This window comes from Streptomyces sp. NPDC126499, assembly GCF_040302485.1.
Taxonomy (GTDB): domain Bacteria; phylum Actinomycetota; class Actinomycetes; order Streptomycetales; family Streptomycetaceae; genus Streptomyces.
The window spans coordinates 62,857-75,851 of sequence record NZ_JBEOUO010000023.1 but is presented as its reverse complement, the minus strand read 5'-3'; the positions used below and the strand labels follow the sequence as shown (position 1 = coordinate 75,851).

Annotated in this window: 13 protein-coding genes; 10 read left to right on the top strand and 3 right to left on the bottom strand. The window is 74.4% G+C overall.

From position 1 onward, the window contains the following. Nucleotides 1–60: 60 nt before the first annotated feature. On the bottom strand, nt 61–1,011 hold the full coding sequence (locus tag ABTZ91_RS27645; protein ID WP_352079957.1) for a DUF389 domain-containing protein: 951 nt from the start codon (nt 1,009–1,011) through the stop codon (nt 61–63). Between the two features lie 33 nt (nt 1,012–1,044). Continuing rightward, on the bottom strand, nt 1,045–2,043 hold the full coding sequence (gene coaA, locus ABTZ91_RS27640) for a type I pantothenate kinase (RefSeq protein ID WP_407078036.1): 999 nt from the start codon (nt 2,041–2,043) through the stop codon (nt 1,045–1,047). Nucleotides 2,044–2,157: 114 nt separating this feature from the next. On the opposite strand from coaA, the gene ABTZ91_RS27635 reads away from it, so the two are divergent. The 9 genes from ABTZ91_RS27635 (at nt 2,158) to ABTZ91_RS27595 (ending at nt 11,366) form a co-directional block, all read left to right on the top strand. Beyond that, a complete protein-coding gene (locus ABTZ91_RS27635) occupies nt 2,158–2,901 on the top strand; it encodes a hypothetical protein (RefSeq protein ID WP_352079956.1) in 744 nt (247 codons plus the stop codon). A 39-nt stretch (nt 2,902–2,940) separates the two neighbouring features. Next, nucleotides 2,941–4,788: a glutamine--fructose-6-phosphate transaminase (isomerizing) gene (glmS, locus tag ABTZ91_RS27630; RefSeq protein WP_352079955.1), complete on the top strand. Its 1,848-nt coding sequence runs from the start codon at nt 2,941–2,943 to the stop codon at nt 4,786–4,788. 3 nt (nt 4,789–4,791) lie between these two features. Then, on the top strand, nt 4,792–5,160 hold the full coding sequence (locus tag ABTZ91_RS27625) for a holo-ACP synthase (RefSeq protein WP_352079954.1): 369 nt from the start codon (nt 4,792–4,794) through the stop codon (nt 5,158–5,160). Between the two features lie 405 nt (nt 5,161–5,565). After that, complete coding sequence (locus tag ABTZ91_RS27620; protein ID WP_352079953.1) at nt 5,566–7,011, top strand: NAD(P)H-hydrate dehydratase; 1,446 nt, start codon at nt 5,566–5,568, stop codon at nt 7,009–7,011. Nucleotides 7,012–7,291: 280 nt separating this feature from the next. After that, nucleotides 7,292–8,128, top strand: a complete 837-nt coding sequence (locus ABTZ91_RS27615; RefSeq protein ID WP_407078039.1) for a L,D-transpeptidase family protein — start codon at nt 7,292–7,294, stop codon at nt 8,126–8,128. A 21-nt stretch (nt 8,129–8,149) separates the two neighbouring features. Next, nucleotides 8,150–9,298 carry an alanine racemase gene (gene alr, locus ABTZ91_RS27610; RefSeq protein WP_352079952.1) on the top strand — a complete coding sequence of 383 codons (1,149 nt, stop codon included), beginning with the start codon at nt 8,150–8,152 and terminating at the stop codon, nt 9,296–9,298. Between the two features lie 10 nt (nt 9,299–9,308). Continuing rightward, the gene (locus tag ABTZ91_RS27605; RefSeq protein ID WP_352079951.1) at nt 9,309–10,523 is read left to right on the top strand and encodes an alpha/beta hydrolase; all 1,215 of its coding nucleotides are present in this window, start codon (nt 9,309–9,311) and stop codon (nt 10,521–10,523) included. A gap of 30 nt (nt 10,524–10,553) precedes the next feature. Continuing rightward, nucleotides 10,554–11,054, top strand: a complete 501-nt coding sequence (gene tsaE, locus ABTZ91_RS27600; RefSeq protein WP_352079950.1) for a tRNA (adenosine(37)-N6)-threonylcarbamoyltransferase complex ATPase subunit type 1 TsaE — start codon at nt 10,554–10,556, stop codon at nt 11,052–11,054. 123 nt (nt 11,055–11,177) lie between these two features. Beyond that, entirely contained in the window at nt 11,178–11,366 is a 189-nt protein-coding gene (locus tag ABTZ91_RS27595; protein WP_352079949.1) for a hypothetical protein, read from the top strand. A gap of 269 nt (nt 11,367–11,635) precedes the next feature. Here ABTZ91_RS27595 and ABTZ91_RS27590 read toward each other — a convergent pair whose 3' ends face one another. After that, the gene (locus ABTZ91_RS27590; protein WP_352079948.1) at nt 11,636–12,181 is read right to left on the bottom strand and encodes a L,D-transpeptidase; all 546 of its coding nucleotides are present in this window, start codon (nt 12,179–12,181) and stop codon (nt 11,636–11,638) included. A gap of 133 nt (nt 12,182–12,314) precedes the next feature. On the opposite strand from ABTZ91_RS27590, the gene tsaB reads away from it, so the two are divergent. After that, on the top strand, nt 12,315–12,971 hold the full coding sequence (tsaB, locus tag ABTZ91_RS27585; protein ID WP_352079947.1) for a tRNA (adenosine(37)-N6)-threonylcarbamoyltransferase complex dimerization subunit type 1 TsaB: 657 nt from the start codon (nt 12,315–12,317) through the stop codon (nt 12,969–12,971). Nucleotides 12,972–12,995: the final 24 nt, after the last annotated feature.

Below are 12,995 nucleotides of genomic sequence, written 5' to 3'. Positions count from 1 at the left end.
AGCGCCGCCTGACGTCCCGTCGGCCCCCCTTCCCGCGCGGAAGGGGGGCCGACGGCGTCCTCACACCCGGCGGTTGCCGCGGAGCCACTGGCCGCGCTGCGTGCGCCACAGCAGCTTCTGCGCGACAAGGGTCGCGGTGCCGGCGAGGATGATGCCCAGCAGGTTGAGCAGCAGCTGCTCCACCGACCCCCACATCTGTCCGAACTCGCCGTACGAGAGCGCCACGGCCGCGTTCGCGGCGGCCGGGACCGTCGTCACGGAGATCGCGACGCCGATCAGCGCACCGGACTTCGTCGAGGTCAGCGACAGCGTGCCCGCCGCACCCGCGAGCAGCGCGACGACGAACGAGAACGGGTCCGGCTGCCAGATGAAACCGGTGTTGGGCCGGTCCGCGTCCAGCCGTTCGCGGCTGAACAGGTCGAGCGCGTCCATCCCGACGCTGAACAGGGTCGTCGCCGCGATCGCCGCCGCGAACCCGACGAGCAGCGCGGTCAGCGAGCGCAGCACCAGCCTCGGGGCTCCTCGCACGATCCCCGTACAGATCCCGGCGAGCGGGCCGAACTCCGGGCCCACCGCCATCGCGCCCACGATCAGGACCGCGTTGTCGAGGACGACACCGCAGGCCGCGATCATCGTCGCGAGGATCATGAAGGCGCTGTAGGTGACGGAGAGCGTCGACTCCTCGTGGGTGGCGTCGGTCAGCTGCTCCCAGAGCACCGCGTCCGCCGCCTCGCCGGGCGCCTCCTCCTCGGCCTCCGTGGCCCGCTTGGACAGCGACAGGTCGATGCTCTCGACGGCGATCGAGCCGTCCTGGTCGACCTTCAGCTCCCGTATCGCCTGGAGCAGTTCGTCTCCGGACTCGCGTGCCACGTCGCACAGCACGAGGTCGCCGGCCGGGTCGCGGGCGCAGCCCGGCAGGACGACCAGGTGGGTGGTGCCGACCGTCCGCTCGATGAGGGCGACGGCCGCCTCGGTGCGGTCGGGCGGGACGATCAGTCGTAGATGCAGCACCCCTTGAGCTTACGGATCAAGAGGTGCCGGAGCTCAGAGCTTGCGCAGGCTCAGCCGCTGCACCTTGTGGTCCGGGCCCTTGCGGACCACGAGCGTCGCCCGCCCGCGCGTCGGGGCCACGTTCTCCAGGAGGTTGACTTTGTTGACGGTCCGCCACATCGTGCGCGCGTAGTCCAGCGCCTCCTCCTCGGAGACCTGGGTCCAGCGCCGGAAGTACGAGGACGGGTCCTGGAAGGCGGTCTCGCGGAGCTTGCGGAAGCGGTTGAGGTACCAGACCTCGATGTCCTCCGGCCGGGCGTCCACGTACACGGAGAAGTCGAAGTAGTCGGCCAGACCCACCCGGGTGCGGCCGTCCTTGCCGGGCAGGGCGGGCTGGAGGACGTTCAGGCCCTCCACGATGAGGATGTCGGGGCGGCGCACCACGAGCCGCTCGTCCGGGACCCGGTCGTAGATCAGATGGGAGTAGACGGGCGCGGTGACCTCGTCCTTGCCCGCCTTGACGTCCGCGACGAACCGGGTCAGGGCCCGGCGGTCGTACGACTCGGGGAAGCCCTTGCGCGACATCAGCCCGCGCGCCTTCAGCTCCTCCATCGGGTACAGGAACCCGTCGGTGGTCACCCGCTCCACCCGCGGGTGCTCGGGCCAGCGCGCGAGGAGCGCTTCGAGGAGTCGGGCCACGGTCGACTTGCCGACGGCGACCGAGCCGGCCACCCCTATGACGAACGGCGTGCCGCGCTGCTCGCCGCGCTCCCCGAGGAAGGTGTTCAGGGCGCCGCGCAGCCCGCTGGTGGCCTGCACGTACAGGTTGAGCAGGCGCGACAGCGGGAGGTAGATGTCCCGCACCTCGTCGAGGTCGATGACGTCCCCGAGGCCGCGCAGCTGCTCGACCTCGTCGGCGGTCAGCGGCAGCGGCGTCTTGTCGCGCAGTGCGCTCCACTCGGCCCGCGTGAGATCGACGTACGGCGTCGGCTCGGCGGCCCGCCGGGGGCCGGCGCCGTTTCCGTTGGGGCTTCGTGGCGGCGAAGTGATCACCCCGCCATTGTCGTGCGTGCGGGGCGATCGTGGGTGCCCGGGGCCCGTGGGGTGGGTCACGTGGGAAACCGGTTGTGGGGGACCGGTCCCGCCCCTGATCATGCGATCATGCGCATGACTGTACGTACCGTGACCGCCGCGACCGCAGCCGCCTCGCTGGCCCTTCTCCTGACCGCCTGCGGCGGCGAGGAGAAGAAGACCGAGGACACCGGCAAGGCCGACGCGTCCGCCTCCGCCGCCGCCAAGCCCGACGTGAAGGCGCTGACCGCCGCCGAGCTGGAGAAGCGCCTGGTGGCGCAGGCCGACCTCAAGAGCCACAAGGTGCAGAAGGCACAGGCCACGGCCGTCGTGAACCCCGGTGACGTCAGCGCCGACAAGGCCGCCTGCGAGCCGCTGGCCGAGGCCATGTCCGGAGTCGCGCCGGGCACCCCGGGCGCCAGCACGCAGATCCAGGCGATCGAGGTCAAGCAGAAGAAGGCCGCTTCCCCGGAGGACGTCCTCGGGGCGCTCGGGGCGCCCGCGACCACGGTGACGCTCGGCTCGTACGCCGGTGAGGGCGCCCAGCAGGCCCTCGCGTCCCTCAAGACCGCCGGGACCGACTGCGCCGGCGGCTTCACCGTCATCGCCTCCGGCGAGAAGACCAAGGTCACCAAGCTCGCCCCGGAGACCGTGACCGCCGGCGAGGAGGCCCTGGCCTGGACGGTCACCAGCGACATGGAGGGCAAGCCGTTCGTCAGCAAGCTCGTCGTCCTGCGCAAGGCCAACAACCTCGCCGGATTCCTCACCATCAGCCTCGCCGGTGAGGTCAAGGAGCTCCCGAAGGCCGTGGTCGACGCGCAGGCGGCCAAGCTGCGCTGAGTCCGGCTCCCGGCGGCCGTCGCGCCGTAGGCTGCCGCCATGTGCGGAATCGTGGGATACGTCGGCGGACAGTCGGCGCTCGATGTGGTGATCGCGGGCCTGAAGCGGCTCGAATACCGCGGCTACGACTCGGCGGGAGTCGCCGTGCTCTCCGACGGAGGGCTTGCCGCGGCCAAGAAGGCCGGGAAGCTGGTCAACCTGGAGAAGGAGCTGGTGGACCGCCCGTTGTCGAGCGGATCCACCGGCATCGGACACACCCGGTGGGCCACCCACGGCGGCCCCACCGACGCCAACGCGCATCCGCACCTCGACAACGCGGGCCGCGTCGCCGTCGTCCACAACGGCATCATCGAGAACTTCGCCGCCCTGCGCGCGGAGCTCACCGAGCGGGGCCACGACCTGCTGTCCGAGACGGACACCGAGGTCGTGGCCCATCTGCTCGCCGAGGAGTTCTCCTCCGTCGGCGACCTCGCCGAGTCGATGCGCCTGGTCTGCCGGCGGCTCGACGGCGCGTTCACCCTGGTCGCCGTGCACGCCGACCAGCCGGACGTCGTCGTCGGCGCCCGCCGCAACTCGCCGCTCGTCGTCGGCGTCGGCGAGGGCGAGAACTTCCTCGCCTCCGACGTCTCCGCCTTCATCGCCCACACCCGCTCGGCCATCGAGCTCGGCCAGGACCAGGTCGTCGAGCTCACCCGCGAGGGCGTCACCGTCACCGACTTCGACGGCGCTCCCGCCGACGTCCGGGCGTACCACATCGACTGGGACGCCTCGGCCGCCGAGAAGGGCGGCTACGCCTCCTTCATGCTCAAGGAGATCGCCGAGCAGCCCAAGGCGGTCGCCGACACCCTCCTCGGCCGGATCGGCGCCGACGGGCACCTGCGCCTCGACGAGGTGCGGATCCCCGACGCCGTGCTCCGCGAGGCCGACAAGATCGTCATCATCGCGTGCGGCACCGCCTTCCACGCCGGGCTGATCGCCAAGTACGCCATCGAGCACTGGACCCGCATCCCCTGCGAGGTCGAGCTGGCCAGTGAGTTCCGCTACCGGGACCCCATCCTCGGCCAGCGCACCCTGGTCGTCGCCATCTCGCAGTCCGGCGAGACCATGGACACCCTGATGGCGCTGCGGCACGCGCGCGAACAGGGCGCCAAGGTCCTCGCCGTGTGCAACACCAACGGCTCGACGATCCCCAGGGAGTCCGACGCCGTGCTCTACACGCACGCCGGGCCCGAGGTCGCCGTCGCCTCCACCAAGGCCTTCCTCACCCAGCTCGTCGCCTGCTACCTGCTCGCCCTCTACCTGGGGCAGGTGCGCGGCACCAAGTGGGGCGACGAGATCCACGCCGTCGTCCGGGAACTCGCGAGGATCGCCGACGAGGTGGAACGGGTCCTGGACACCATGGAGCCCGTGCGCGCCCTCGCCCGGTCGCTGGCCGACCAGGACACCGTGCTGTTCCTCGGGCGACACGTCGGCTATCCGGTGGCCCTCGAAGGCGCGCTGAAGCTCAAGGAACTCGCGTACATGCACGCCGAGGGCTTCGCCGCCGGCGAGCTCAAGCACGGGCCGATCGCCCTCGTCGAGGAGGGGCTGCCGGTCGTCGTGATCGTGCCCTCGCCCCGCGGCCGTTCCGTCCTCCACGACAAGATCGTGTCCAACATCCAGGAGATCCGGGCCCGCGGAGCGCGGACCATCGTCATCGCCGAGGAGGGCGACGAGGCCGTGGTGCCGTACGCCGACCACCTCATCCGCATCCCCGCCACGCCTACGCTGCTCCAGCCGCTGGTCTCCACCGTGCCGCTCCAGGTCTTCGCCTGCGAACTGGCGACGGCGCGGGGCAACGAGGTCGACCAGCCGCGCAACCTGGCCAAATCCGTGACGGTGGAGTAGCAGATGATCATTGGGGTGGGGATCGACGTGGCGGAGATCGACCGCTTCGCCGCGTCGCTGGAGCGGACACCGGGTCTCCTCCAGCGGCTCTTCGTGGAGCGCGAGATGCTCCTGCCGAGCGGCGAGCGCCGCGGCCCCGCGTCCCTCGCGGTCCGCTTCGCCGCCAAGGAGGCGCTCGCCAAGGCCCTCGGCGCCCCGGGCGGCCTCCACTGGACGGACGCCGAGGTGTACGTGGAGGACACCGGCCAGCCCCGGCTGCGGGTCCGCGGCACGGTCGCGGCCCGGGCCGCCGAACTGGGCGTACGGAACTGGCACGTGTCCCTGAGCCATGACGCGGGGGTGGCGTCGGCGGTGGTGATCGCGGAGGGCTGAGACGCCCGGGCCCGGGCCCGCGCCTCGGCAGGGGTTTTTGGGGTCGCGGGCGGGCGAACTCCCGGCCGGTGAGGGGCAGCAGCACACCGGCGCGCCGTGTCTCTCTCCAGGTCACGACGCGGCGCACCGGGGGCCGGACCACCGCCACACGGCGGCACAGGCTGTGCACCCGGGCTGCCGGCGGGCGGCGGCTGGGGTCGGTTCGGGTGGTTCGGGGCGAGGGCGCCTGGCCCCCGGGGCCCCGCCCGGGCCGCGCTTCCGGTGGTTCGGGGCGAGGGCGCCTGGCCCCGGGCCTCCGCCCGGGCCGCGCTTCCGGTGGTTCGGGGCGTGGGCCCCGGGCCCCGCCCGGGGCGGGCTTCCGGTAGTTCCGGGTGGGGGCCGGGGGACTGGGGCAGACTGCTGGGCATGCGTACCGCTTATCGCGTGGAGACCGTACGGGCCGCGGAGGCCGAGCTGATGGCCCGGCTGCCGGAGGGCGCGCTGATGCAACGGGCCGCGGCCGGGCTCGCCGCCGCCTGCGCCTCGCTGCTCGGGCGGGGGCGGGTGTACGGGGCGCGGGTCGTGCTGCTCGTCGGGTCCGGCGACAACGGCGGCGACGCGCTGTACGCCGGGGCCCGGCTCGCCCGGCGGGGCGCCGGGGTCACCGCCGTCCTGCTCGGCACGCGCGCCCACGAGGGCGGGCTCGCGGCGCTGCGGGCGGCCGGCGGGCGGGTCGTCGGCCCGCACGACGACCCGTACGAGGTGCTGGCCCGCGCCGATCTCGTCCTCGACGGGATCACCGGCATCGGCGGCCGGGGCGGGCTGCGGCCCGACGCCGTGCCCGTCGCCCGCGCCGCCCGCGGCTCCGACGCGGTCGTCGTCGCCGTCGACCTGCCGAGCGGCGTCGACGCCGACACCGGCGAGGTCACGGGAGAGGCGCTGCGCGCCGATGCGACCGTCACCTTCGGCACGTACAAGCCGGGCCTGCTCGTCGACCCGGCCCGGGAGTACGCCGGGGCCGTACGGCTCGTCGACATCGGGCTCGGCGCCACCCTGCCCTCCGTGCCGGACCTGGAGGCGCTCCAGCACGAGGACGTGGCGCGGCTGCTGCCGGTGCCGGGGGCCGAGAGCGACAAGTACCGGCGCGGGGTCGTCGGCGTCGTCGCCGGTTCCGCCCGCTACCCCGGCGCCGCCGTCCTCGCCGTCGAGGGCGCGCTGCGGGGCGGCGCGGGCGCCGTCCGGTACGTCGGCCCCGCCGGCGACGCGGTCGTCGCCGCCCACCCCGAGACCCTGGTGCACGCGGGCCCTCCCCCGAAGGCCGGCCGCGTCCAGGCGTGGGTGGTCGGGCCCGGCCTCGGCGACGGGCCCGGCGTGGCCGACGTCCTCGCCTCCGACGTGCCGGTCCTGATCGACGCGGACGGCCTGCGGGACCTTGCCCCCGAGGCCGTCAAGGCGCGCACCGCCCCCACGCTGCTCACCCCGCACGCGGGCGAGGCCGCGGCGCTCCTCGGCGCGTCCCGGGACGAGGTGGAGGCCGGCCGGCTCACGGCGGTCCGCGAACTGGCGGGGCGCTTCGGCGCGACCGTGCTGCTCAAGGGCTCGACGACCCTGGTGTGCGGGGCGGGCGGCGCGGGTCCGGTCCGGGTGAACCCCACCGGCACCTCCTGGCTGGCCACCGCCGGCAGCGGCGACGTCCTCTCCGGCCTCGCCGGATCCCTCCTCGCCGCCGGCCTGCCCCCCTTGGACGCCGCCTCGACCGCCGCCTACCTCCACGGCCTCGCCGCCCGCCACGCCTCGAACGGCCGCACCCCGATCACGGCGACGGACGTGGCGCGGGCCCTGCCGGGGGCATGGCGGGACGTCACGTCCTGACCCGCGGGGGCCCACCCTGGTCCCGGTAAGCGGCCCCGCCCGGGCAGGCGACCCCCGCCCCCACACGGGCGAACCCGTTGCTCCGCACGTGCCGCAGCGCAGGCGGTCGGCGGGCCGGCCGCGTGGGATGGGGGCCGTGATCAGAACCCGTCGTCGCAGCGCCGTCGCGCTGCTGTTCGCCCTGGCCGTCGCCCTGCCGGGCCCCGCCCTCGCCTCCGCCGCGCCAGCGCCGGGCGCCGCTTCCGCCCCGGCGGGCTCCGCTCTCGCCTCCGCCGCGCCCGTGCCGCGCGCCCCTTCCGTCCTGCCGGGCCCCGCCCCCGCCTCCGCCGCGCCCGTGCCGCCCGCTCCCCAGCCGGCCGAGCCGCTCGTCCCCGGAGCCGGCCGGGCGCCGGACCCGTATCCGATGGACACGCCCGACCAGGTGCTCCCGCCCAGGACGGCGGACGGCGAGGCCGGGACGAGGCCCGTGCCCGTGCCGGAGGGCGAGGTCGACGAGCTCGTGGAGTACCTGCCGCGCAGCGCCGCCGCGGCGGCCTGTACCGCGAAGGCCGGCCCCCATCAGCGCCGCGTCGAGCGCCTGTTGAAGCTGAAGGTCGACGGCAAGCAGTCCCGCGCCGACTGCGAGGCCATCCGCGCCTTCCAGGTCAAGCAGGGCATCAAGCCCGCCAACGGCTATGCCGGCCCCGTCACCTGGTCCCGCGCCGAGCTGCTCGCCGCCCGTCCGAACCCCAACGCCGCCCGCCGGTGCCCCGTCCGCTCGTACGTCGTCGCGTGCGTGGACCTCGACCGGGAGCTGATGTGGGTGCAGAAGGGCACGCGCGTGACGTACGCGGTGGTGAACATCCGCAGCGGACGGCCCGGCTACCGCACCCGTACCGGATGGCACTCGGTCTACTGGCGGAACAAGGACCACTGGTCCACCATCTACGACACCCCCATGCCCTTCGCCCAGTTCTTCGACGGCGGCCAGGCCTTCCACGGCGTCTACGGCCAGATCGCCACGCCCGTCGGCAGCCGCGGCTGCGTGAACCTGTCGTACGCGAACGCCAAGAAGCTCTGGGACGTGCTGCGCAAGGGTGACCGGGTCTACATCTGGGGTAAGCGGCCCGAAAGCTGAGACCTGAGAGACTGGGGCGCGATGACTCAGACACCACAGCCCCGCCGAGCCCGCGCCGAGATCGACCTCGGCGCGCTGCGTGCGAACGTCCGCACGCTGCGCGCCCGCGTCGCCCCCCACGTCCAGGTCATGGCCGTGGTGAAGGCCGACGCGTACGGCCACGGTGCCGTGCGCTGCGCCCGTGCCGCCCTGGAGGCGGGCGCGACCTGGCTCGGTACGGCCACCCCGCACGAGGCGCTGGCGCTGCGGGCCGCCGGGCTGACCGAGCCCCGGATCATGTGCTGGCTGTGGACGCCGGGCGACCCGTGGGCCGAGGGGATCGAGGCCGGTCTCGACATGTCCGTCAGCGGGAGGTGGGCGCTGCGGGAGGTCGTGGAGGCGGCGCGTTCGACGGGCCGGCGGGCCAGGATCCAGCTGAAGGCGGACACCGGCCTCGGGCGCAACGGCTGCCAGCCGGCCGACTGGCCCGAGCTGGTCTCCGAGGCCCTCGCGGCGGAGGCCGAGGGGCTGGTGAAGGTCACCGGTCTGTGGTCGCACCTCGCGTGCGCGGACGAGCCGGGGCACCCGTCCATCGCCGGTCAGCTCGACGTCTTCCGCGGCATGCTCGACCACGCGGAGAAGGCCGGGGCCGAGCCCGAGGTGCGGCACATCGCCAACTCGCCGGCCACGCTCACCCTGCCCGAGGCCCACTTCGACCTCGTCCGGCCCGGCATCGCCATGTACGGCGTGTCGCCGGACCCGGCCGTCGGGACCTCCGCCGAGCTCGGGCTGCGGCCGGTGATGTCGCTGAAGGCGAGCGTCGCTCTCGTCAAGCAGGTGCCGGGCGGCCACGGCGTCTCGTACGGGCATCACTACACCACCCCGGGCGAGACCACCCTCGGTCTGATCCCGCTCGGTTACGCGGACGGCGTCCCGCGGCACGCCTCGGGGCGCGGGCCCGTGCTCGTCGGCGACCGGGTGCGTACGGTGGCCGGGCGGGTCGCCATGGACCAGTTCGTCGTCGACCTCGGCGGCGACACGCCCGAGCCCGGCAGCGAGGCGGTGCTCTTCGGCCCCGGCGACGGGGGCGAGCCGACCGCCCAGGACTGGGCGGAGGCCGCCGACACCATCGCGTACGAGATCGTCACCCGGATCGGCGCGCGCGTCCCGCGCGTCTACCTGGGGGAGTGAAGGGGCGGCCGTGGGGGAGGAGACCTGGCGGCGGGCCGGCTGGGCCGGTGCCGCGATAGGCGTGCTGGCGGCGGGCGCGGCGGCCGGGGTCGCCGTCGAGCGGCTCACGGTGGGCCGTTCCGTACGGGAGAAGGCGCGGCTCGCGCTGGACGCCGAGGGCCCGTACGGCGCCCTGCGCGGCACGCCCGGGCGGGCGGTCGCCGACGACGGCACCGAGCTCTACTACGAGATCGACGAGATCGACGAGGCCGCCGAGGCCGCCGAGGCCGATAAGGCGGACGGGGGCGACGAGGTCGGCGAGGCGGGCGAGAGCGCCGGGGCGGGCTCCTCGGCCACGCGGCGGCGCAGGCTCTTCGGGCGCAAGGCGCCCGCTCCGGTCACCGTCGTCTTCAGCCACGGCTACTGCCTCAACCAGGACGCCTGGCACTTCCAGCGGGCGGCGCTGCGCGGTCTGGTCCGCACCGTCCACTGGGACCAGCGCAGCCACGGCCGGTCGGACCGCGGCCTCGCCCAGGCGGGCCCGGAGGGCGTGCCGGTCTCGATCGACCAGCTGGGGCGCGACCTGAAGGCCGTCATCGACGCCGCCGCGCCCGAGGGGCCGCTGGTCCTGGTGGGGCACTCGATGGGCGGCATGACGATCATGGCGCTCGCCGACCGTCACCCCGAGCTGATCAGGGAGCGGGTCACCGGCGTCGCCTTCGTCGGGACCTCGGCGGGGCGGCTCGGCGAGGTCAACTACGGGCTGCCGACGGCCGGCGTCAACGCGGTGCGCCGGGTGCTGCCGGGTGTGCTCCGGGCGCTCGGCGCGCGGGCGGAGCTGGTGGAGCGGGGGCGGCGGGCCACCGCCGACCTGTTCGCCGGGCTGATCAAGAAGTACTCGTTCTCGTCGAAGGACGTGGATCCGGCGGTCGCCCGCTTCGCCGAGCGGATGATCGAGTCGACGCCGATCGACGTGGTCGCCGAGTTCTATCCCGCGTTCGCCGAGCACGACAAGGCGGCGGCGCTCGCCGTCCTCGCCGGACTGCCGGTGCTCGCCCTCGCGGGTGACCGCGATCTGGTCACGCCCAGCTCGCACACCGAGGCCATCGCCGGCCTGCTGCCGGACGCGGAGCTGGTCATCGTGCCCGACGGCGGACACCTGGTGATGCTGGAGCACCCGGAGGCGGTCACCGACCGGATCGCGGACCTGCTGGTCAGGGCGGGAGCCGTCCGGGCCGGCGGATAGCGGGCCCGGCGAATCGGTAGGTTGGCGGGCATGGACACACCGCACAACCAGGCCACCCTCGCCGTCGACTCGCCCGAGCGGATGCAGGAGCTCGGCCGCCGCCTCGCGAAGCGCTTGCGTCCCGGCGACCTCGTGATGCTCACCGGTGAACTCGGCGCCGGCAAGACCACCCTGACCCGCGGCCTCGGCGAGGGCCTGGGCGTCCGGGGCGCCGTCACCTCGCCGACCTTCGTGATCGCCCGCGTCCACCCCTCGCTGGTCGGCGGCCCGGCCCTGGTGCATGTCGACGCCTACCGGCTCGGCGGCGGCCTGGAGGAGATGGAGGACCTGGACCTCGACGTCTCGCTGCCCGACTCGGTCGTGGTGGTCGAGTGGGGCGACGGCAAGGTCGAGGACCTGACCGACGACCGGCTGCACGTGCTGATCCACCGCGTGGTCGGGGACACGGCGGACGAGGACGACGACCGCCGCACGGTCGTCCTCAACGGCATCGGCGCCCGGTGGGCCGACGAGGACCTCCGCCTGGGCTGAGCCGTACGGGGCGACGTCCGTAGGTTCCGACAACGTGTCGGGAAAATGTTGCGCCGGTACGCCAAGGCGTGGTGACATGGAACCACGACTTGGTTAGGTGTACCTAACCTACGGGAGGCATGCATGGCGACGCCGGAGCACACCGGTCAGGCGGACCGTACGGAGGAGCGCGTCTCGATGAGGGACCTGCTCGCCTCTTGCGTCGCGGCCACCGCCGTGTCCACCCCACCGCGCCCGACCGACAACGGGACCGAGGGCGGGCCCGATGCCGCCGAGGAACGGGAAGCCGTCGTCCGCGACGAGGCGGCCTGAGCCTGTAAGTCACCGGCAGGGCCCGAAGCCCGTGAGCCAGCGGCACGGGCCGAGCCGGCAGGCCGCCGACCGGGCCCCGTCGCGTGCCCGGGCCCGACCGGACCGTGCCGGCCCCACCGCCGGCCGCGGCCCCGTATCGCTGAACCCGCCCCCGTACCGCCTGACCCGTCCCCGTACGGTCGGGCACGCCCCGGTACGGCCGACGCCGTACACGGCGGCCCCGTCCCCGTCCCCCTTACCGCCGTGCCCGCCGCCGTACCCCGTCCGTCCTACGGGACGACGACGACCTTCTCGCCGATCACGGCGAACCGCCACATCGCCTCGCCGTCCGCCCGCTTCATCCGGATGCCGCCCGTCTTCCGCGACGGGTCCGGCGACGGCGTCGAGCCGTCCACCGCCGCGCTGAAGCCGATCGACACGTCCTGGACCGTCGCGAAGCGCACGACGTGCTCGATCTGCACGCCGTCCGAGCCGCGCACCGCGCCCGAGCGCGAGGTCACCGCGTACGTCCCCGGCGGCGGGGACACCGTGCTCGGCATGACGGAGAAGGTGTGCGTCACCCGGCCCTGCTCGTCGACCAGCCACACCCGGCGGTCGGCAAGGCCGTACACCACCCGCTCGCCCGTGCCCGAGTTCGCCGGCAGCGCCAGCGGGTCCTTCCTCGGCTGCTTCGGCGTGCCCGTGGCCGGGGCCGAGGGCGCGGCCTCCGGGGTCCGCGGCGTCGCCGCCAGCTCGGCCGGCGGCGGTGCGACGGCCGACGCCTGATAGGCGAGGAAAGCGACCGCGGCGAGCGCGGCCGCGGTGAGCCCGGCCACGAATCCCGAGCTGCTCCTTGCCACCGTGCGCCCACTTTCTGTCGTACCAACGTATAGGTGCCCGACCGTAGCAGCAGCCGCCGCCCGCGCAGGGGGCGCCGTGCGGGGCGCTCCGGCGCCGTAGGCTGTTCGCGTGCTCTTGCTCGCCATGGATACCGCCACACCCGCCGTCACCGTCGCCCTCCACGACGGCGAGACCGTCGTCGCCGAGTCGAGCCAGGTCGACGCCCGCCGCCACGGGGAGCTGCTGCTGCCCGCCGTCGACCGGGTCCTGAAGGACGCCGGGCTGACCCTCGGCCGGGTGACCGGACTCGTGGTCGGCGTCGGCCCCGGCCCGTACACCGGGCTGCGCGTCGGCCTCGTCACCGCCGCGACCTTCGCCTCCGCGCTCGGCGTCCCGGTGCACGGCCTGTGCACGCTCGACGGACTCGCGTACGCCTCCGGCATCGACGAGCCCTTCGCCGTCGCCACGGACGCGCGCCGCAAGGAGGTCTACTGGGCGCGGTACGAGAACTCCCGCACCCGCGTGACGGACGCGGCCGTCGACCGGCCCGCCGACATCGCCGAGGACCTCGCCGGGCTGCCCGTCGTCGGCGCGGGCGCGAAGCTGTACCCCGAGGCCTTCCCCGACGCCCGTGACCCCGAGCACCAGTCGGCGGCCGCGCTCGCCGCCCTCGCGGCCGAGAAGCTGGCGGCGGGCGACGGCGGCTTCCTCGACCCGCTGCCGATGTACCTGCGCCGGCCCGACGCGCAGGTGCCGAAGAACTACAAGGTGGTCACGCCCAAGTGACCGCCGGGACCGAGACCGTGCTGC